Here is a 22,048-nt window from a genome sequence, read left to right on the forward strand (position 1 = left end):
GGCTTAATCAGGCTGGCAAACCATAATCTAAGCGACCCAACACATCATCGGCTAAACCAAAGCCAGTCACCGTGTCGAGTAATTGAAGAGGGGCTTGGCTGGCCAATTCCCGAATGGGTGTTCGTAGCCATTGCAAAACAGTTACTTTGCGTCCCTCAAATGTATGCAGGGCATGTATTAATAGATTCTTCAGTAAAAGCAGGCGCTCGGAGGCATCTACGCTAAAGCGTTGCTCATCCTTAAGCCGGTGTAAATTACGGGGTGTCATATTAAGGGCATACGCCATTTCCCGATCGGTTAATCCGACTAGGGCAGCCACCTCATCAACTTGAGAACGCAGGACTCCCTGGCGGGAAGAATTAATCACCCCAAAGGGCGAAGAACGACTAGAGCTTGCAGCTTGGTGAACTGGAGTTGCCATGCGAAAGATGAATTAAGTCACAAACGTAAGTGAAACAAGTCATCATAACAAGTAGTTTCCTTACCTATTGCCTGAGGTCATGCTTATGCCGTTAATAGGAACTTTCCAGATTTAATGTCAATCATCAATTTAGCTAGCTTATAAGGCTACAGGATTTTTTCTGACTTATTCCGAATCGGACGTTTTTCTGAACGGACTTGATCGCTAATTACGACAAGTTCAGTTAATGATGATAAATACCCTTTTTTTGGACGAAAACGGTCAGTTGAATAGGAGGAGAATCTGCCTGGCGGACTAACTGAATCGTCGACGGCCTCGATCAGGCTGCTGTAGGCTGGGGCCAATCGGTTCATACAGCTGCGGCTGGCGTTGCTCGACCTTGCCGAGGGGAATTCCAGCCGCGCAAAGGGTGAAGCCACGGGCATAATGGCCGTGGAAATTGCGATGGTTGAACTGGCCGAGAAACTGAGTATGAACTCCGTAGTCTTTCGCATTAAAAACGACACCCAAGTCGATCCCGAAAACTGATCGATTACCTGCAAACCGAGGCCAAGCAATTTAGCTGGAACCGTCTGATGGTTCATACCAAAAACAACGACTTTAGCTATTATTCAATAAGCCGGGTGTACAAACTAGATGCAGACTAGAATCTTTGGCGATTTCGGTATAGTTCAATACGTCGGTAATGGGGGCTGATCCTCCTTTTTTGCTGCTTCGGCTGATTTGATGGCATCGGTTATGAGACCATCTTTAATGTTGCCTGTCGAAGGACCACCGCAATTCAGTCGAAGACACGGAGGTGTCGACTTCATAGTAGATGAAAGAACGATCACCCAGTTTTTGTTCAGTAAGCTTGCGGCTGGATTTCGGGGTTGGGGTACTTGGGCCCGGAATGCCTAGAGCGCAGGCTGGGAAGCAGGAATATGCCCTACTGGACCACCATAATCAGGTAACGCCAAGAGCGATTCGGATAGAGCAAATCAGACAGGCGGCCAATCGCTACCGCGATGAGCTTTGGACTGATCATAAAGAAACGGGTGTGGGCGTACTCTACGACTGGCACAATGAAGCCGTCTGGGCTGCCATGAACGAATCGAGCCATGAGGAGTTTAAAAACCTTTCCATGCACATCATCGGTCGCTCACCAACGCCAACTTGCCATTTGAGTACGTGACAACCAGTGACCTGTCGAAAATACTGGGTGCTCGCTATACGGTCGTGTACGTGCCCACGCAAATCAGCCTCAGTACTGAATTGCTGACGATGTTGATCGCCTGTGTTAAGCAGGGTGGGCGGTTGGTACTGGATGTGCCCGCTGGGTATTGTGTTGCGTTTACGGCCCAGCTGCACATCAGTACAAAAACGCCAATTAAGCAACTAACCAGCGTCACGATCCGGGAGTATTAGGGATCAGGCGCGAACCGAACCTACCAGCTCGATCCCATATCAGTGTTGGTATGATTGCCAGTCTGCAACCTACCCATGCCTGATAGTACATCGTTTTACCACTGGCCAACCCTCGGTTCCCGAACACAGGCTTGGCAAGGGAACCACGGTTATGCTGGGGTACGAAGCTCCTCAATTGTGCTTCAAACCAGGTCTGGGCCGAAAAACAACTGATCAACGTCGGGGCAAACAAACCATATGGAACACTGGAACAATACCTTGCGTCAATGACTAAGCCGTTATGTGTGGAAGGCCTTATCCTATTCTAAAACGGATATGTTTCATCAATTCACGACCAAGTTATTCATCTGGCATTACACTATAGAACACATCAACACCTTTTAAATTACTATCCGAAAATCTTTAATTTGATAACTTATAATTTATAAAAAATCATTTTTATGGGAAAATAATCATAAATAAAACGGGAAAAACAATATCCTAGTCTGTTTGGCCTGTAAAGATAGAACATTGGTCATTCACTTATTGAGTCGACTAGGGTTCACTCTGAATTTCACGTTTATTCTTAAAAAATACTAAACCTTTTCACAATTCGTATGAAACTTTTCCCTGCAATCACGCAAGTTCGTTGGTTACAACGGGCAGATCACGTTACCAACGTTCTGGAAGTCAGTGTGCTAGTCGAATCTGGTTTGCCTTTCCGAAAAGTCTACAGACGAATTGCTTCATTGGCCCTTGTGGTGGTTTTACTTGTATCTCAGCTCGGCTTCGCTACCAATCCGACTGTCCGGCTGAATACACCGGGAAACAAGGCCGCTTTTATGGTGAATACGACCATTACCCTGCGGGCTACTGCTTTCGATGCGGAGGGGAAAAATACAATTTCTAAGGTTGAATTCTACTCGGGGACTAACAAACTGGGCGAGGGTACGGTCGATACAGTGAATAATAACTTTAAAGGCGAAAATGTCCCCTATAGCTTCACCTGGACGGCTACTAGCACCCCGGGTACATACCAAATTAGTGCGAAGGTGATTGCGGGTGGGGCAACTGTACCCTCCAGTAATACCGCTACGGTAACGTTTCACCCCACTACGATCACAAGTAACAAGATATACTACGTGCAGCCAGGAGCCGCTGCCAGTGGAACGGGTACACAATCGTCGCCCTTTCTGACAATTCAGCAAGCCGCCGATCTGACCCTGCCCGGTGATAAAGTCTACCTGCTGAATCCTATCAATTCGACGACTTATTTCAACAATACGGTGGTGATTCGGCGAACTGGACGAAATGGGTATCCCATTATCTATACCCACGCGCCGGGAAACGACCCGCTGATTACATTCGACGGATGGAATGCTTTTAGCCTGGTAGATGGTGCTTCTTATATAGAAATCAACGATTTACGAATACAGGGGAATAACGATAATATTACGATCGCCCAAGCGCAGAATCAGCCAGGCGGTTGCAATAACCTCACGGGTACTCCCGAAGGCAAGTTCAATGGTAACGGCCTGTCTGCGTCTGGACGCCGGAGAGAAAGCGCGGCTTTTCCGCATCACATTAAATTTGTTGGCAATGAAGTCTTCGATTGTGGGGGAGGGGGTATCTCCGCGATTGAGTGCGACTACATTACCATTGATGAGAATACAGTCTATGACAACTCGTGGGATACGATTTACGGAAGCAGCGGCATTTCGATACTGACCAGCCGGAATATCGACTCGAATACAGGGTATCGAAATTTTATTCGCAAGAACAAGTCGTATGGTAACCACCTGTATGTGAACTGGATTGCCGCCCCCTGTGCCATTACGGATGGCAATGGTATCATCATCGACTCGAACAAAGATTATGCGTATACAGGCCGTACATTGGTGAGTAACAACGTAGTCTGGAATAATGGGGGCTCAGGCATTCATAGCTTTAAAAGCCAGCACGTTGATCTGTTCAATAACACAGCTTACCAGAACTCGCAGAGTGCAGAACCGGTTGGCGAACTCTATGCCAGCTATTCCACAGATATCAATATCTTCAATAACATCATTTATACCATTCTGAATGAGCGCGCTAATACGACCAATAATAATTCGGCAGTAAATTATGATTACAATCTTTATTATAACACTCCCAATAACTCGACGACGATTCCGGGCCGTGGGCCCCATGACATCTATGGGGCCAATCCCCAATTTGTGAACCCCACCCTAACCGCAACCGCCGATTTTCGATTGAATCCCGCCAGCCCGGCCCTGAACGTAGGTAATAGTACGTCAGGGCAATATGCTGTGGATGACATTGCGGGGGTGACCAGGCCGAAAGGGGGCGTAGTCGATATAGGCGCCTTTGAAGCGAATGTACCCGCCATACCGTCGAATTTCACACAATCCAACCTTCAGCCAACCCAGGTCACGTTCACCTGGATCGACAATGCCACAAATGAAACGGGGTTTGTACTCGAAAAAAGAGTATTGCCTAACGGCAGTTACACGACAGTGGTAAGTCCGGGGGTAAATGCTACCACGGCTACAGACAACCAGATTCTTAAGGGAACATCATACCGGTATCGGCTGGCTTCAAAAAACGCCAGTGGGCCGTCTGGGTATGTCTATACAGATGTTACGACTCCAGGTGCCCGATTGTCGGCAGAGGGCAGCACGGAGCTAACAGAATCGGAAGGCTATTTCACCATTAGCCCAAATCCAGTTGAAAGTCAGCTAATTGTGATTGCAATGAGTTATCAAACAGTACCAACCATTCAGCTGGTAACTGCTGATGGCAGGTTAGTTTCAGTAAAGATTGAAACGCCCGATTCAGGTCATATTTTGGTGCGTCCCCTTAAGCATTTGGCAACGGGGACTTACATAGTGACAGTAAAGACAGATATAGTTTCCCAATCCAAACGTGTACTTATTCCCTGAACTTGTTTCCTTGTCAGGTCCGGGCTTGGGGCAAAATTCATTCCTGCCCGAGGTAACTTTCCTGTTGACTACTTTTTACTTTATCCTCAGCCTGCTGATCACAACAACTTTAACTGAAGAGTTGATCAGCAGGCTTCTTGATGCGTGATGCCCGTAGTTATTTGCTTTAGCGGTCTTATTTATCAAAATAAATTGAAACCCCGTAAGTGAAATCTCCAGCCAGCTTGTCTTGCTAGGTATACGAACAGCGGTCTACTTCCTAAGAACATGATTCAGTTGAACAGTCAATCTGACGGTGATACATCTCAACGACTCATTATCGAACGAGCCGTCGATGAAGGGAAAGGTGAGCCACCAGTCCCTCTACTGAATGATGAACTATTTATTAAAAAAGCACTGGAGCTGGATTATCAGAAAGGGGTTGAGCTGTTATACCGACGGTATTTTCAGCCGCTATGCAGTCACGCAATAAAATTTGTGGGCGGACAAGCCATTGCGGAAGACCTGGTTTCGGATGTTTTTTATACGGTTTATAAGGATCGGGTTTTTACCAATATCGCCACTTCGTACCGCTTTTATCTCTTCCGCGCTGTTCGAAATCGGGCTTATAACTTCCTAAAATGGGAGTTAAGCCGGCAGGAGCCACTGGGTGTATGGCACGATGTTGCCACGGCCGAAAGCCAGCAACCTGACGCTATGAGTCAATTTGATGAACTCTATCAGGTTGTGCAACAAGCTATAAATTCGTTACCCGTTGATCGACGCCGGATTTATTTGATGAATCGCTTTGAGGGGAAACGGTATCAGGAAATTGCGGATGAATTGACCCTGTCCGTCAAAACCGTTGAAGTACAACTCTACCGTGCCAATAAATTCATCCGGTCCTTGCTGAAAGAAAAATGGCTGCTGGTGTTTGTATTTATGCTGACTAACTAACTATCCACACGTATTTACCAACTCAGTCGTCAATCCCTGTAGAGAAGGGTATCAATTCTAGTAACGCCATGAAGTCAACCATAACTAAAGAACTCGTCGTCGATTATTTGTCAGGTAAGGCTTCTGCCTTACAAAAACAACTAATTGATGAATGGGTGCTTGTTGAAGAAAACGAAGAGCAGTTTTATGCCTGGCTGGAAGAATATGAAGTAACTCATCCTGAATACAGTGCCAATGTGGAGGGGGCTATTACGAACTATCACCGTTTTGTTGAACAGATTGACGCTAAAGACGTTGCCCAACCTGTAACGATCAGTACGAAAAAAATCGATCGGGTATCATACACCACCAACTGGTTTCATTGGTCGATTGCCGCTTCTTTTTTGCTATTCATACTAACCATTGGCTACCTAAAAAAAGAGGCTTGGTATTATCAAACGTATAGCACTGCATTTGGGGAAACAAAATCGGTTACGTTGCCTGATGGTAGTCAAGTTACCCTGAATGCAAATTCATCGCTTCGGTTGCCGCGCTGGGGTTTTACGAAAATCAACAGGCAGGTTTTTTTACTGGGTGAAGCTTCCTTTTCCGTAAAGCATACTGCTACGCATCAACCGTTTGTTGTTCAAACCAACCGAAAATTTAACGTGGTTGTGCTGGGGACCGAATTTTCGGTATTTGCCCGTGAGCGAAAAGCAAAAATCGTTTTAAGTAAAGGCAAAGTTCAGTTGACTATTCAGGTTGGACCTGTTATCCAGAAAATGATGATGAAGCCGGGTGATTTAATAACCCTTGATAGTCAGAATCATGCCCAGCTTACAACAACCGCTCAACCCGAAATGCATACAGCATGGCGTGGGCATCGCTATACTTTCGATGGAACCACCCTACAGGAAATTATTTACCTACTGGCGGAGAATTATGGCATAACGGCACAGGTGGCTGATAAATCCTTGTTGTCGCTAACATTGTCAGGCTCATTTACAGCTGATAACGCCGACCAGTTAGCAGAAGTAGTCGACGACGTTTTAGGTCTGCAAAGTACCCGTCAGGATAACCGCATGGTGATTTCTCAACGTAAACCATAGTCATTCATTTCAACCTTCTTTTTTTATGAAAAAACAACTTTACTCAAGTTGGCGAGTGTTTGCTGTGCTTTTACTAAGCTCGTCAGGTGCCTGTGCTGGCTTCGCTCAACCTGCGTTTGCCTTTACTAATCAGCGGTCGATTACCGATAAACAAGCGGTAGCAATCGGTTCGCAGATGGTTCGGCTTAAAGATGCCTTAAAAGCCCTGAAAGAGCATTATAAGGTTGATATCATCTATGGTGATCAGTCAATTGATTTACTTTCGGTATCCGCCGATGAGGTGAAATTTCAGCAATCGCTTGAAAAAAGCCTGTCGAACCTACTTCGGTCGAGCGGCTTGACGTACAAAAAGTTAAAAGATGGAACCTATTTAATCTTAAGCAAAAGTCAGAAAGGAGGGGTCTCCGAGGCTCGATTTCCAGAAGCCTCTGGTTCAATTACCTCGCAATTTGTCCAAAAAACAGTAGAGGATACCAGAACCAAACCAGACGTAGTCATAAATAATACGCAACAGGACATTACTGTTCGCGGGCGGGTTATGGACAGCGATAAAGGGGAAATACTACCGGGCGTAAGTGTGGTCCTGAAAAACTCGCAGAAGGGCACTACCACTGACGGTGACGGTAATTATTCGATGGCCGTTCCGGACGCAGGGGCTGTGTTGGTGTTTAGTTTTGTGGGATATCTGCCACTGGAAGTAACAGTTGGAAGTCGTACCACCCTCAACATCAGCCTGAAACCCGACACCAAATCGTTGAGCGAAGTGCTGGTCATTGGCTATGGCTCTCAGTCGCGTAAAACGATTTCGACGGCCATTACCAAAGTGGAGGGTAAATCAATTGCCAATCAGCCAGTGGGTACACCCGGTGAAGCCTTGGCGGGTTTGTCTTCGGGGGTGCAGGTGCAATCGGGTAGGGGCGGTTTTCCGGGCGAGGCTCCTACCATTCGAATTCGGGGGATCGGGTCGCTCGGCACCAACAGCAATCCACTCTACGTCGTGGACGGCTATCCCTTGCAGGAGCCGAGTCAGTTCAATCTTATCAATCCATCCGATATTGAATCCATCGAGATTTTAAAGGATGCTGCTTCAGCCGCGATTTACGGTTCCCGCGCCGGTAATGGCGTCGTCATTGTAACAACCAAACGAGGGAAGGCAGGCAAAACGGCCTTTTCATTTTCTGCCTACACGGGGATGCAGCAGATTGCCAAAAAAGTAGATGTCCTCCAGCGGGATGACTACATTGAGTATATCAAATACGTTGCCCGCGTTACCAATCAGGCCTATCCATCCGTTTTCGATACCAACCCCAAAAGTCTGCCGGATACCGATTGGCAGGATGCGATATTTCGGCAAGCCCCAATTTCTGAATACCAGCTATCGGCGTCGGGTGGCTCCGACAAGGTTCGCTATGCTGTTTCCGGGGCTTATTTTTCCCAGCAGGGAACAATGAAGGGCACTTCATATGACCGCTATAATCTGCGCTTCAATCTGGATGCAGATTTGAGTCCAAAACTACGTATCGGTGTTTCGCTGGCTCCGTCTTATTCACAGCAGTACCGGCAACCAGCGGGTGGCCCCTACAACAATGCTTCCAGCAGTGAGCTTTCGGGTGGTCGGTCGTTGCCTAATACCGTCACATCAGCCACGCTAATGCCGCCTATTGTTCCGCTTTATACCGCCAATGGGGACTTTGGGCAGAATTTCGATGCCGTAATGAACAATGATGGCTCTTCGTTTGTGGCCGATAACTTGTTTAGTCCGCTGGCTATTGTCGAACTCAATAAAAACCGGGTTCGCAATTATAGGCTCTTTGGGAGTGGCTTTCTGGAATACGAGCCGATTAAAGATGTGCGCATCAAATCGTCGTTGGGCTCGACGCTAAACCTGGAAGACCAGTACGCCTATGTACCGTCCACGCTGGCTAACCAACTGGCCCCGCGTGCCAACGCGACGAACCCCGTCCTGGGACAGATTTTTGCCCGCGAAACTCAGCAGCTTGGCCTCGACTGGTTATGGGAAAATACGGCGACCTACAGCAAAACTCTGGGGAGAGATCATCATTTCTCGGTGCTGGCCTTGTATTCGCTTCAGAAATTTGCGTCGAAGTTTACGGCAACGAGCGGCCGTACCGGTACGTTCACGACCGATTTACTCCCCAATCCACTGGCCTCTCCCGACCGAATCGGTGAGTTGCAGTACGATCAGAATGCGTTTTTGTCCTATGGTGGCCGGTTGACCTACGATTATAAAAGCAAGTACATTCTGTCTGCGGCTTTACGCCGGGATGCTTCGTCAAGGTTCGGTCCGAACAACCGCTTCGCTACGTTCCCTTCCTTCTCGGCCGCCTGGCGATTATCGGAAGAACCATTCATACAGGCCATCAAGTCTACGGTTAATGAGTTGAAAATCAGGGCTAGTTTTGGCGAGACAGGTAATGCCAACATTGGTAGCTTTAACTGGGTCAATTCAATTGTTGGCCGGAACTATAGTTTTGGCGGCCAACGAACATTTGGGGCGGCACAGTCGGGATTCGCCAATTACGACCTCACCTGGGAGCGTAACCAGCAAACCGATCTGGGTCTTGAAGTCGGCTTTCTGAACGACAAATTTTCGCTGGCGATTGATGTGTACAACCGAATTACGAAGGGAATGCTTTTCCAAAAAGATTTGCCCGGTATCGTCGGCTACGCCAACACCTTCCGAACCAATCTGGGTAAACTTCAGAATCGGGGTATCGAGATCTCCGGGAAAGCGAACCTGAAACTAGGGCCGGTTGCCTGGACGATAGACGCCAACCTGTCGGCCAACCGCACCAACGTGCTCGATCTGGGAGGCCCTCAATCACTGCCTCCACAGGCGGCCGTGGGTGGCTGGAATAATGTCTTCCAGATTAAAGTGGGCGATCCGCTGGGCTACATGTATGGTTATAAGGTACAGGGCATTTTCAAAACCGTCGATGATCTGACGAAATATCCACAATGGGTATCGGGAAACAAGGTGGGTGACTGGATCATTAAAGACCAGAATGGCGACGGCAAAGTGGATGAAACGGATAAAACCGTCATTGGAAAAGGACTTCCCAATTTTATCTATGGTCTTACCAATACGTTCCGGTATCAGGGTTTTGACCTGAGTGTGCTGATCCAGGGCGTGCAGGGGGCCAACCTGATCAACGGAAATATTCGACATCCGGCGGGTAATGTGGACTATGGTAGTCTGAAACTCTTTTATCAGAACATGTTTGACCCGGCAAATCCCAATCAGGATGCTCAATTTCATATGGCGGGTGCGGGTGGGGTAACGATGGGTAATAATTTGACCGACAGGGTTGTATTCAGTGGCTCTTTCTTACGGATTAGGAATGTAACGCTAGGCTATACCATCCCGACGGCCGTCCTGAAACGGATAAAACTCCAATCGGCACGGGTGTTTTCCACGGGTCAGAATCTGTTTACGTTTACAAAGTACCCCTGGTATAACCCTGAAGCCAGCCTGAATGGCGATTCAGCGTATCAACCAGGTGTCGATCAGGGTACATATCCCGCGAACCGGACAGTCACGGTTGGTTTAAACATTGGTTTCTAAACCTATTTCCCGCGTTTTAAAACGCTCACCAATATGAAAACACAATACACGATCTATTTATATGCTCGGTTTACCGGACTATTTTTGCTGGTAAGCGGCTGTGACGAAAAATTCGTTGATCTGACCCCTCAGGATGTGATTCCGGTTCAGCAGTACTACAAAACCGAAGCCGATATTCGCTCGGCGCTCACGGGTACCTATGGAAACCTGCGAGGCATTTATAATAGCTTCTGGCAGTATACCGAACTGCCTTCTGACAATACACAGTCATTTCCCGAAAGTGAATCGGGTTCCGGCGAATACGACAAATTAACCTGGCGATCAACCTCGGCCGGAGTTTCTACGGCCTGGAACGATGCCTATCGGACCATTGCGGGGGCCAACGTGATTCTGGCCCGCATTGAATCCGTTACGATGGATGCAACCCTTAAAAACCAGTACATCGGCGAAGCCAAATTTCTACGGGCGCTGATGTATTTTAACCTGGTTCGTTTATTCGATGGCGTACCGATCATCCTGAAAGAAATTACGTCGGAGGCTGAAGCCTATACCTATACCCGAAACACGGCGGCTGAGGTGTACGCCCAGATTGAAAAAGATTTGCTGGATGCTGAAAAAATACTACCCGCCAAATATACAGGGACTAACGTGGGCCGGGCTACGTCCGGGGCCGCTAAATCGTTACTTGGAAAAGTATATGTACAGGAGAAAAAATACGCAGAAGCAGCCGCCAAACTGGCTGAGGTAGTGAACAGCGGCATTTACCGGATTCTACCCAATCTGGCCGACGTGTTTGGTGTGGGTAAAGACAACAACGATGAAATTGTTTTTGGAGTCCAGTACGTTAGCAGTGGATTTGGAGAAGGTAACTCCTATGCCTATGTGTTTGCACCGGGCAACTCGGGCACCCAATTTGTAGGCGTTACAGCGGGTGGTACCAACATTGGTACGCAGGACTTGTATGACGCCTTCGAGGCTGGTGATCTTCGTAGGGACGCGTTTCTTGGGGTGTATAAATTTGGCGGGAATGCCCTGATTTACTATTGGTCCAAAAAGTTTGTCTATAAAATTACCCAGCTCAATGAAGGCGAAAACGACTGGCCGGTTTTGCGCTATGCCGATGTTGTCCTGCTATATGCTGAGGCTCTTAATCAAACCGGTAAAACAACGGAAGCCCTGGCGCAGATAAATGTCATCCGAAAGCGGGCTGGGCTGGCTAATCTGAGCGGCCTTTCGGCAGCCGATACACAGTTGTCTGTCGAGAAAGAGCGTCGACTCGAGTTATGCTTTGAAGGCCACCGCTGGCATGATCTGATTCGCTGGGGGAAAGATGTAGCTACGATGCAGGCCTTTAAAGCCAAATACAGCACGCTCGATGTGGCACTTAAAAATATGAGCGTCGCGCCCGAACGAAAACTTTTTCCGATCCCTTTCCGGGAAATAAGCCTGAATGCAGCGTTTACACAGAATCCAGGATATTGAGTGGAGCTGGTGGTGCGACCGGAATACATAGTCTAAACGTTTCAACCTGATATGAAAATAGTTATTCTTATCCTCTCTTTAATAACCTTCGCATTCGCTCTTCAGGCGCAGCCAAAAAAAATATACCTCGCCAACGACGACCATACGGATTTTATGTGGACTGGCGATGAAGAGACCTATAAAAAGGCATTTTCCGAAATGCTGGATTATTACATTAAACTCAATGATTCAACAGCTCACCTGCCTTATAACCTGCAAAGCAAATGGAATTGCGATGGCTCGTATTGGGTGTATAATTACCGGGAAACCCGTAGCCCAGAACAGTTTAATAAACTTATCAAACAGATTAAAGACGGGAAGATTACGGTACCATTAAACTCAATGATTGTGTTGTTGGGGGCTGCACCCGCCGAAGCCACCTTGCGGGATATGTATTACGCCGGTTCGTTGAAACGAAAATACGGCCTGGACTTGTCTCTGGTTCTGAATATGGAAGATCAGGTGTTGCCCCTGGGCTTATCGTCGTTGTGGGCCGGTTCGGGGGCAAAGTATTCCTGGAAAGGGGTTTGCGCCTGTGCCACGAAAGTAACAGGCCTCGATCGGCATAAACATCAAATGTACTGGTACAAAGGCCTGGACGACCAAAAAGTATTGATGAAGTGGTATTCGGTCAATCCATCCATGATCACCAATCGGAAAGAGTACCGCTATAATCTGGGTACGTACCTGGAAGCCGCGCACCAGGCCAATGCGGTTCTTGACTGCAAGGCGTTGATGAATGATCCGGTTTACCCATACAATATCGCAGCAGCTTTTGGCAAAGGGGGCGACGATCTGAAAACACTTACCCCTAATTTTCCGAAAATAGCCAGGGAAAAAACAGATTCAGCCTATCAGGTCATTGTCTCCAACGAAATCGATTTCTTTAACGATTTTGAAAAGCAATACGGCGCTTCGTTACCAACTGAAACCATCTCCTATGGCAGTACCGAATGGGGCAATAGTTTTGCCTCGCTGGCTGAAGTATCTGCAGCTGTAAAGCGAGCTGTTGAAAAGTTAAGAACGGCCGAAGCGCTCTATACACTGGTCGCCTTGAAAGATAAAACCTTCGCGACCGATTTAGCTGCCCAAAAGGAGAAGGCCTGGTTGGCATGCGGGATGTATTTTGAACACGACTGGACCGCCGATGGGCCACATATTACCCGCAAACAACGAGCTGATTGGCAAAAGAAAACGGCTACTACCTTTATAAGCTATGTGGATACATTGTACAATAGATCGGTGAAACGACTGGGTCAATTAATTGCAAAACCCAAAAGCGCTACGGAGTCATTTTATGTATTCAATCCCTTGAACTGGACCCGAACCGATTACAGCGATTATCCATACAGCGGCCCTACAGCCATCCGGGTTATTGATAAAACAGAGGCTAAAGAGATTCCTTTTCAAGTAATTACGAAAAAAGGGAAATCGTATCTCCGTATTCTAGCGTCCAATATTCCTTCGGTAGGCTATAAAGTATTCGATATACAGAAAAACATTAACCCAACTGTTTTTCCAACTAACCTTGTCGTAACCGATAGTACAATTGAGAATAGATTTTACAAACTGAAGTTCACAGCCCAGGGCGTGATCACGAGTTTGGTCGATAAATCAACTAACCGAGAGTGCGTAAAGGCAATTGATAAATTATATATCAATGATTTAGGGTCTGGGGTAGGTAATGAGGGCGAAAAAATCAGAATAGAAAATAAGGGGTCGGTATCGGCTACGCTGGTGGCATCAACCTACAAGCCGATCAAACACACGACAAAATTGACGCTGTTTAACAATAGCGATCGGATTGAACTGGAGAACTACATCACCCAAAATCTGGATGCCAAACCCGTTACGTATTCTTTTTCGTTGAATCTAGAAAAACCCGATACGTGGCACGAGGAAGCGGGGGCTATTTTGCATGTTAAATCGAAAACAAAAGGTGGAAATTATGCCGATACGGCGAGTCGGTTTGACTGGCTGGCGATGAATCATTTTGCCGATATGTCGGATGCTGGTAACGGTATGTTTCTCTCTAACCGCGATGCTTATTTTATGAAAGTAGGCAAGAGCAGCAATACGAAGCTGGATGACAGTACCCCCCAACTAAACATACTGGCGGCTGGCCAGATCGATCATGCCCTAGGTATGATTAATCAGGATGGTGATTCCTATTTCGAGCATTTCTTCGCCCTGAAACCTCATACAGGCCGTTTTAAATCGAGTGAAGCCATGCGATTTTCGTTAGAACACCAAAATCCGTTAATCGCACAGACTGTGCGAGGGGGTTCTGGGTATGATGGAAAACAGTTTTCACTCTTCTCGTTTTCAGATCCTGATGCTGTGATCTGGGCGTTAAAGCCTGCCGAAGAAGGCATTGACAAAGGCGTTGTGATGCGTGTCTGGAATGTAGCGGATAAAAACAAGTCTGTAACTATTTCGGGTAATAACCTCATCGAAAAGGGGTTTAGTACGACTCATATTGAAACCGACGACCAGAAGATACCGCTCGAAAAAGGCAAACTCAATACGGTTTTAGGACATAATCGATTGCACACGTTCAGGTTGTTTTTTTAAGGGAATGCTCGCTCGCTTTTGGGAGGCAGTAGAAGCGATTTAATAAGCTCCCCAATGGAATGCTGACGCGATCAAATTTGCTACGTTAACCTGAACGGTGTTACCAAGAGTGGATATTATATCGTTCGCCTTGCAAGTCCCCCACTAGTGGACTTAATTGGGAAAACCAAAGAAATACTGACAGATCCGTTTAACTTGATAGATCAGCCTCAACTTGTGAAAACGCTCGCGATCGGCATTGATATTGGTGGAACACGAACCAAAATTGGTTTAGTGAATCTGGATACCGGCCATGTGGAGGCTATGATTATTACCCCAACCGAAACCAAGGACGGAGACCAGTTTCTGGCGTTACTTGGGGATGCTATTGATCAGTTTAAGGCCAAAATCGCAGTTGAACAGGCGTATCTGTCGGGTGTTGGTATGGGTGTGCCGGGCTTCGTGTTTGCCGATGGAACCGTCGATTCGACTTATGGTTTTCTGGAATTCATGGAAGATTATCCGCTGGCAAAAAAAATGCAACAACAACATGGGTTACCTTGCCGGTTGGACAATGATGCGCGGGTGGTGGCCCTTGGCGAAGCGATTTACGGTCAGGGGAAGGATTTCAGTCGTGTTTTGGCACTCACCCTGGGGACAGGTCTGGGTCTGGGCTTTACCATTGACGGTAAGCTGGATGGGCCATTGCCCTTTGCGCACATGGGCGGCCATATGACCATTACCACCAACGATTTTGTGTGTTATTGTGGTAAAACGGGCTGTCTCGAATCACTCGTTTCAGGAGTAGGTATCGGGCGAATCGCAACCAGTATCGGGTGGTCGCAGAAATACCCGGATTTAGCAGCAACAGCTGAAACGATTTTTAACCAGAAACAAACCGGAAACCCCGATGCTATATCAATTGTAGAGGAATATATCGGGTATTTGAAAACCGGCATCGACAATTACGTCAACCTCTATGCGCCAAACGTGATTGTATTGGGTGGTGGCATTGCAAAGGGACTGCGGGCTGCGTTCGGCAAAAACGATATTGGAAAACTGCATGACTTCAATCTGTTAAACCCATTTAAAGCCTATAAAACCATAATTACTATCTCCGAATTGGAAGAACAGGCAGGTATTCTAGGAAGTGCAGCCTTATTTAAAGCAAACTAATGTGGTGTCGGCGAGTAGCCGACACCACGCGAAAATTCCATGAGAAATAAACCTGAAGCCTGGATTCTGTATTCGATAGCGGCCGCTTTTTTCTGGGGAACTTGGGGCGTGGTGGCCAAGCTGATTTCGGATGAGGTAAGTCCATTCTCAAACCATCTCCTGTTTAGCATCGGGATGCTCCTGACCCTGCCGTTGTTGCTCAAGAAAGTCAGTATTGTAAAGCCGAACCGTAAAGGAATTGGCTGGGGACTGATGGCGGGCATTCTGGCTGTAACGGGTAATGTGGCTGTTTATAAGGCTTTTAGCGCTGGCGGCCTGGCAGCTATCGTGATTCCGGTAACGAATCTATATCCGCTCGTTACCATTGGTATTGCGCTTCTGGTCTTTAAGGAAAAACTCAATTGGATCAATGCAATTGGTATTTTACTGGCCTTACCCGCCGTGGTGATGTTGTCGGGAGAGTCGCTGTTATTTGACAATCCGGATGCTTTCTTTGAGACCATCGGCCTCAAGCCCGGGGCCGACCGTCGGTGGCTGCTGTATTCGCTGGTGGCGTTATTTTTCTGGGGGGTGTTTAGTGCCGCCCAAAAAGAGACAACTAACTATATTTCAGCCGAATGGTCGTATATGAGTTTTATTGTCTCGTCCGTACTGATCGCCCTCGTATTTTTTGTGTTTGGCTGGGCAGGGTTCGCGATGTCTACAAAAACGCTGGTGCTGGGTTCCCTAGCCGGGATGCTCAACGGCTTAGGGGTACTAGCGAGTTTTGCAGCTTACAGCGCCGAAGGAAAAGCCTCCAAAGTGACTACGATTGCCGGGGCTTTGCAACCTGTTTTTACGATTGTGTTCGCAATCCTTTTCTTGGACGAAAGTCTTTCCATAATTGAGTCACTGGGTATTGTGCTGGCGATTATCGGCGCATTGACTCTGTCATTTGAGAAACCTAAAACAGAACCGAACTCTGTAATTATATAAACCTCCATGAACCCAATCCTGGACGAGATTTTAGAAATACCTGCCCGAGCAAACGATGTTTTAAATAGTTCGATCGAACTGTTGCCGTTGCATGTTCCCTACTTAGGTATGGGATCTTCGTATTTTGCTCCGCTGGCGTTTAAGTACATGGGCCTGCCTATTTTTCCCGAATTAGCTTCGGAGTATGTTTATTATTTGTCGAAAGGCAAGAAATCCCCACTGGCCGTCATCTTATCACAGTCGGGACGGAGTAGTGAGGCCCTCTGGTGCCGCGACCTGTTCGACCAGTACGTAGCGGTTTCTAATTATACCGACAGCGATTTGTGCACTGCACCGAATGTGGCTCACGTCTTGCCGATTCTGGCAGGGGAAGAGCATTATTCGTCCTCCAAAACCTACGTTAATACGTTGGTGGCGTTGTTTAAAGGCTTTGGCTTCTTACCTGAAGCATCTGTTGCGCTGATTGCTTATAAGTTTGATCACTATCGCGAACTTGGCGAGCAACTGGCCAACGACGTATTCGCGGTGCTGAACCAGCATGAAATTCACGGCATGTACGTCACGGGCAGCGGCCCCAATATAGCAACGGCTCATGAAGCCGCCCTAATTTTGTGCGAAAGCACCAAACTTAATTTTCACGGGTTACCCATGGCGCAATACGACCATGGCCCGAAAGAAACCGCTAAAAACAGTATCGTTATTCAGATACTGGCGAAAGGGGAAGCCTATGAGCGTACAAAACGTCTGTCGGACATGATTGCTAAGGCGGGTGCACATGTGTTCACGGTTGAGGCTCTGGAGCCGATCGGCAGTCCATCGGACGAAAATTTCTCCATTCTCCACAACATTATTCCGTTCAACTTCATGGCGTATTTTCTAGCCGAAAAACTGAACATCGGCGAGACGTTTGTAGTCGGGGGGAAAGTCACCGAAGCGAATTGATGCCTGTTAAACACCGAGGGCCGGCGATTTACGGAGGTAAAAGAAAAAAGGCTGAAAACTACGGGTACTAGTGTTTGAAAAATATCAGAATCGCCCCTGTAATAAGAACTGGTCCGTTCGGGCGAATAGCAGGGAGAAAAAGCTGAAGTCACTTTTGTTCGTGTCAATTCGTTTTTCCAATCGTAATACCGGACTACCCTCTTCAACCTGGAGTTGTCTGGCAATGGACAAATCGGCGGCCAAGGCCTGAATTTTTTGCTCTCCCCCCGTAACGACTAACCCGTATTTTGTCCGTAGTAAATCAAAGAAAGAGCGATTCGCCATCCGCTGACGCGGAAAATTGGGTAGATACCGATTCGGCAAAATCAACTTTTCGTAAAACACAGGTGTGCCGTTGACAGAGCGAAGCCGATCCAGACAATAGTACGTAGCGTCTGACGCTTCATCGGTCGGATAAAACAACAACTCATTGGGGAATCCGCACAGGTAAGGTTTGGTTAGAATCGTCGTTGTGATCAGCTCGGGCGAAAGCTCCTCCAAAGTTGCCGTTTTCTCCTCGGCACTCACCGCGTGTGTTTTCAGCGACATGACACCCAACCCAATCGGGATTGCCTGCACAATACTGCCTTTCCCCTGATGTTTCCGAATATAGCCTTCCTGAACGAGTAGCGACAAGGCTTGCCGGATCGTTGGCTGCGTTAACCGGTACTGCTGCTGAAGCACGCTTTCGGAAGGCAATAGATCTCCGGCTTTGAATACGCCCCGGATAATATCCTGCCTGAGCATTTCATATAAATACTGGTATTGTGGAATTCGGTTGGGCTGATCTGTCATATCACCAATAAAGATAATACATCAGGGGTAAATCTTATCGTAAATATTACTTTATCTTATCATAATGCCTTATTTTAAAAAATATTTATATTACTGAAAAAGAACGACTTATAAAAATAAAAAATAACTTATTATAATAAGTTATTTGATTTTGTATCTATTGTTTATACCTTCGATCCAGTAGAAAAGAAAGCAACGAATTGAAGGCGATGAGGCAGTGGTTAGCGCAGAAACGAATTGTTATCATTGGCGGAACAACCGGCTTGGGGTTATCGGCGGCCAAGGCCTTCGTCGAAGAAGGGGCATCGGTTATCGTAGTCGGGCGGGATGTCGGGAATGGGCGGCTGGCTGAAGCCCAATTGGCTGGTAAAGGCATTGCTATCAACGGTGACGCCACTGATCCAGCCACGGCACGCACCGCTATCGAATGCTGCCAGGAAGCGTTCGGCGGATTCGATGGACTCTATCACGTTGCGGGTGGCAGCGGACGTCGCCAGGGTGATGGTCCGCTTCATGAGCTGAGTCTCGACGGTTGGAATTATACTTTTTCCCTGAATCTAACCTCACTCATGCTTTCCAACCAAGCGGCTGTCCAGGCATTTCTAGAACAGGGAACCGGAGGCACGATTCTGAATATGGGCTCGGTTTTGGGCTATTCACCGTCGCCTGCCTATTTCGCAACCCATGCTTATGCCGCCACTAAATCGGCAATTATTGGTTTTACCCGGTCGATCGCGGCTTATTACGCGCCGAATAATATACGTTTCAATGTACTGGCCCCGGCCCTGGTCGAAACGCCTATGGCGCAACGGGCTGCTCAGGATGATACTATTTTATCGTTTATCCAAACCAAACAACCGCTGGATGGTGGGCGAATTGGTCAACCCGGCGACCTTGACGGGGCCGCAGTCTACTTTCTCTCCGACGCATCTCAGTTCACAACCGGGCAGACCATGTCAGTCGATGGCGGTTGGAGCATAAGCGAAGGACAGTTGTAGCGCGTTGATAATCAGTGACCTACAATAAATGGATTACTAGTGAATTAACTAATAACCAATACGCAAATTGAGTCAGGCAATAGGCATTGATCTGGGGGGAACGCGCATTAAAGGCGTATTGATCGACTCTGCGACCGGAGTAATTCTTCATCAGTTAATTTCGCCTACCGGCGACGGTCCAACCGGCGATAGCGAAAGTAGCAACTGGAAACAAGCCATAGCCGATACGGCTCTGTCGCTTAACCAGCAGACAAACGAATCAATTCGGGGCATTGGTTTATCGGCTCCGGGTTTGCCAACCCCCGATAATACAGCTATTGCCTGCATGCCCGGTCGGTTGAAAGGTCTGGAAGGATTCGACTGGTCGGCCTATCTGGGTAAACCGGTTCGAGTACTGAATGATGCTCATGCAGCCCTGATGGCCGAAGCCCGGTTTGGTGCCCTGAAAAATGTGCAGCACGGTCTGATGCTTACCCTGGGTACGGGAGTAGGTGGCGGCTTATTGCTCAATGGGCATCTATACCAGGGATTTTTTCAGATGGCGGGGCACCTCGGACACATCACCGTGAATGCTGATAGCGTCCATCCCGATATTACCAATATACCCGGTAGTCTGGAAGATGCCATCGGGAACGTAACGGTGGGCCGGCGGTCGTTTGGGCGTTACAAAACCACGCACGAACTGGTCGATGGGTACCGACAGGGTGAACCACTGGCCACCCAGGTATGGCTAACCTCGATCCGGCAACTGGCCGTATCACTGGCTTCGCTAGCCAATGCATTTTCGCCGGAAATCATCGTACTGGGTGGTGGCATCATGCAGGCTGACCGGGCGTTGCTGGACCCGCTTCGAACTTTTTTTGATCTGTTTGAGTGGCGTCCGGCGGACAAAAAGACCACCCTACGTAAGGCTTATTATGAAGACTGGGCTGGCGCTATCGGCGCTGCGGCCTTCCTGAACGACTAATCGAACTAAAACGATATGAATTTAACAGCACAGTATATTCAGAAGAGCCGGGCGTTACTGGATACTATCGAAGCGCAGACGGAAACTATTCAGCAAGCGGCTACCTGGTTTAGCCGAACTATTCTGGCCGGGCGCATGGTGCATCTGTTTGGCAGTGGACACAGCCGGATTATGGTCGAGGAGATGTGGCCGCGTTATGGTTCGTTTGCGGGTTTCAATCCTATTGTCGAGCTCTCGCTTTCGTTTCATAACCTCGTGGTTGGGGCCAATGGCCAGCGCCAGGCCATGTTTCTGGAAAATGTACCGGGGCTGGCCCCGCGAATTCTACGCAACTACGACCTCTCTAATCTGGATTCTGCCCTGATCATTTCGTCTAGCGGCTGTAACGTAGTACCCATCGAAATGGCTGAATTGTTTCAGCAACAGGGTGTAAAAGTCGTCGCATTAATTTCTAAACAACATGCCGATAAAAGCACTAGTAAGCGGCCCGACGGCAAAAAGTTAAGCGATTTTGCCGACCTGGTGATGGACACAGGTGCTCCCGTTGGCGATGCGATGATCACGGTTCCGGGCCTGGATACACCGGTAGCACCGGGCTCGACTGTGGGTGGAGCTGTGGTTGTAAACTGCATTAAAGCCGAACTGGCCCGACTTCTTACTGAGGCCGGACAGCCACCAAACGTGTTGTCGGCAGCCAACGTAGTTGGTTCCGAAAGAGCCGTTACGTTATTTGAAAGTGCTTACGACGAGCATGCCCACAGGCTGGCCAAACTGTACCAAAATGTCGGTATACCGTCCTACGTTAGTGAACAGGCAGATACCCTAATTCCACAACGGCTATAATGAACCGTCGTGCATTCTTAGGAACGGCGATGGGCTCGGTTGCCGTAGTACAGGGCTGGCCAATAGCTGTCCCTAAGCCTACGTTGGGTACCCACGTTTGGGTATTTTCGTCAGACCAGCCAAACTACGATTGCTTTCCCATTCTCGATCAGGTCTTTTCCGACGTCAACTACGCTGGTTTTGATGCAATCGAACTGATGGATATCAATTTGCGGCATGACGATGCGGTTGCGAAAATTGGCGATCTAATTCAAAAAACGGGAGTTTCCGTGATCGGGGCTTCCTATAGTGGAGCTATGTGGAACAGAGAGAAACAAGCCGAAATAATTGATGATGCCGGTAAAGTCATCGAGCGACTCTCGAAACTGAAAGGTCGGGTATTGGGCCTTTCGGTTGGTGATGCCAAACGCAAAAAGACCCCTGAGGAGTTTGACGTGCAGGCAGACACGCTGAAAAAGATTCAGGCCATCAGTAAGCAATACAAAGTAGTTCCGAACCTGCATAATCATACGTATGAGGTCACCGATGGACTTTATGACCTGACCAATACGCTGCAAGGAGTACCCGATCATAAGCTCGGCCCTGACCTCGACTGGCTGTTTCAGGCAAAGGTGGATGTGCCCACCTTTCTGAAAACCTATGCCGATAAAATCGTCTACATGCACCTGCGCGACCACCTCTGGACGGGCGTCTGGTCAGAAGCACTAGGAGAAGGCATCATGGATTTTGGGGCGATTGCCCGCCAGTTGAAAAAAAGCAACTTTTCGGGCGACATCACCGTCGAACCCGCCTTCCCTTACGGCTTCAAGCCAACTCGTCCCATTCGCGACAGTTTAAAGATGAGTCGTCAGGTTGTGAAAAAACAGTTCGGCATATAAAA

19 protein-coding genes are annotated in these 22,048 nt (G+C 47.9%); 15 read left to right on the forward strand and 4 right to left on the reverse strand.

Annotated features, from left to right (window positions below; translation table 11 throughout):
• Positions 1-7: 7 nt before the first annotated feature.
• The 3 genes from GJR95_RS37375 to GJR95_RS37385 form a co-directional block, all read right to left on the reverse strand.
• Positions 8-421, reverse strand: coding sequence for an antitoxin Xre-like helix-turn-helix domain-containing protein (locus GJR95_RS37375; RefSeq protein ID WP_162390718.1), 414 nt, complete (start codon positions 419-421; stop codon positions 8-10).
• A 146-nt stretch (positions 422-567) separates the two neighbouring features.
• On the reverse strand, positions 568-1,005 hold the full coding sequence (locus tag GJR95_RS42720; RefSeq protein WP_317167029.1) for a hypothetical protein: 438 nt from the start codon (positions 1,003-1,005) through the stop codon (positions 568-570).
• Between the two features lie 87 nt (positions 1,006-1,092).
• A complete protein-coding gene (locus GJR95_RS37385; RefSeq protein ID WP_232540985.1) occupies positions 1,093-1,233 on the reverse strand; it encodes a UxaA family hydrolase in 141 nt (46 codons plus the stop codon).
• A 5-nt stretch (positions 1,234-1,238) separates the two neighbouring features.
• On the opposite strand from GJR95_RS37385, the gene GJR95_RS37390 reads away from it, so the two are divergent.
• The 11 genes from GJR95_RS37390 (at position 1,239) to GJR95_RS37440 (ending at position 17,526) form a co-directional block, all read left to right on the forward strand.
• Complete coding sequence (locus GJR95_RS37390) at positions 1,239-1,595, forward strand: hypothetical protein (RefSeq protein ID WP_162390719.1); 357 nt, start codon at positions 1,239-1,241, stop codon at positions 1,593-1,595.
• Entirely contained in the window at positions 1,592-1,828 is a 237-nt protein-coding gene (locus tag GJR95_RS37395; protein WP_162390720.1) for a hypothetical protein, read from the forward strand. The genes GJR95_RS37390 and GJR95_RS37395 overlap by 4 nt, the downstream gene beginning before the upstream one ends.
• Positions 1,829-2,424: 596 nt before the next feature.
• Positions 2,425-4,749: an Ig-like domain-containing protein gene (locus GJR95_RS37400; protein WP_162390721.1), complete on the forward strand. Its 2,325-nt coding sequence runs from the start codon at positions 2,425-2,427 to the stop codon at positions 4,747-4,749.
• A 267-nt stretch (positions 4,750-5,016) separates the two neighbouring features.
• A complete protein-coding gene (locus tag GJR95_RS37405; RefSeq protein WP_162390722.1) occupies positions 5,017-5,685 on the forward strand; it encodes an RNA polymerase sigma-70 factor in 669 nt (222 codons plus the stop codon).
• Positions 5,686-5,753: 68 nt separating this feature from the next.
• Positions 5,754-6,773, forward strand: a complete 1,020-nt coding sequence (locus GJR95_RS37410) for a FecR family protein (RefSeq protein WP_162390723.1) — start codon at positions 5,754-5,756, stop codon at positions 6,771-6,773.
• Positions 6,774-6,798: 25 nt separating this feature from the next.
• Entirely contained in the window at positions 6,799-10,359 is a 3,561-nt protein-coding gene (locus tag GJR95_RS37415) for a SusC/RagA family TonB-linked outer membrane protein (protein ID WP_162390724.1), read from the forward strand.
• A 33-nt stretch (positions 10,360-10,392) separates the two neighbouring features.
• Positions 10,393-11,841 (forward strand): RagB/SusD family nutrient uptake outer membrane protein, encoded by a 1,449-nt coding sequence (locus tag GJR95_RS37420; RefSeq protein WP_162390725.1) that lies wholly within the window; start codon positions 10,393-10,395, stop codon positions 11,839-11,841.
• A 51-nt stretch (positions 11,842-11,892) separates the two neighbouring features.
• Positions 11,893-14,454: an alpha-mannosidase gene (locus GJR95_RS37425; RefSeq protein WP_162390726.1), complete on the forward strand. Its 2,562-nt coding sequence runs from the start codon at positions 11,893-11,895 to the stop codon at positions 14,452-14,454.
• Between the two features lie 216 nt (positions 14,455-14,670).
• The gene (locus tag GJR95_RS37430) at positions 14,671-15,609 is read left to right on the forward strand and encodes an ROK family protein (RefSeq protein WP_162390727.1); all 939 of its coding nucleotides are present in this window, start codon (positions 14,671-14,673) and stop codon (positions 15,607-15,609) included.
• A 39-nt stretch (positions 15,610-15,648) separates the two neighbouring features.
• Positions 15,649-16,584, forward strand: a complete 936-nt coding sequence (locus GJR95_RS37435) for a DMT family transporter (RefSeq protein WP_162390728.1) — start codon at positions 15,649-15,651, stop codon at positions 16,582-16,584.
• Positions 16,585-16,590: 6 nt separating this feature from the next.
• Positions 16,591-17,526, forward strand: a complete 936-nt coding sequence (locus tag GJR95_RS37440) for an SIS domain-containing protein (protein WP_162390729.1) — start codon at positions 16,591-16,593, stop codon at positions 17,524-17,526.
• A gap of 84 nt (positions 17,527-17,610) precedes the next feature.
• Here the strand turns inward: GJR95_RS37440 and GJR95_RS37445 are convergent, their stop codons facing one another.
• Positions 17,611-18,360 (reverse strand): GntR family transcriptional regulator, encoded by a 750-nt coding sequence (locus GJR95_RS37445; RefSeq protein ID WP_162390730.1) that lies wholly within the window; start codon positions 18,358-18,360, stop codon positions 17,611-17,613.
• Between the two features lie 209 nt (positions 18,361-18,569).
• Between GJR95_RS37445 and GJR95_RS37450 the strand changes: the two genes are divergently transcribed.
• From GJR95_RS37450 to GJR95_RS37465, 4 genes are all read left to right on the forward strand, one after another.
• A complete protein-coding gene (locus GJR95_RS37450) occupies positions 18,570-19,358 on the forward strand; it encodes an SDR family NAD(P)-dependent oxidoreductase (RefSeq protein ID WP_162390731.1) in 789 nt (262 codons plus the stop codon).
• 67 nt (positions 19,359-19,425) lie between these two features.
• A complete protein-coding gene (locus GJR95_RS37455; protein WP_162390732.1) occupies positions 19,426-20,325 on the forward strand; it encodes an ROK family protein in 900 nt (299 codons plus the stop codon).
• Positions 20,326-20,340: 15 nt separating this feature from the next.
• On the forward strand, positions 20,341-21,168 hold the full coding sequence (locus tag GJR95_RS37460; protein ID WP_162390733.1) for a sugar isomerase domain-containing protein: 828 nt from the start codon (positions 20,341-20,343) through the stop codon (positions 21,166-21,168).
• Positions 21,168-22,046 (forward strand): sugar phosphate isomerase/epimerase family protein, encoded by an 879-nt coding sequence (locus tag GJR95_RS37465; RefSeq protein ID WP_162390734.1) that lies wholly within the window; start codon positions 21,168-21,170, stop codon positions 22,044-22,046. Before GJR95_RS37460 ends, GJR95_RS37465 begins: the two co-directional genes overlap by 1 nt.
• Positions 22,047-22,048: the final 2 nt, after the last annotated feature.

Source organism: Spirosoma endbachense (assembly GCF_010233585.1).
Taxonomy (GTDB): domain Bacteria; phylum Bacteroidota; class Bacteroidia; order Cytophagales; family Spirosomataceae; genus Spirosoma; species Spirosoma endbachense.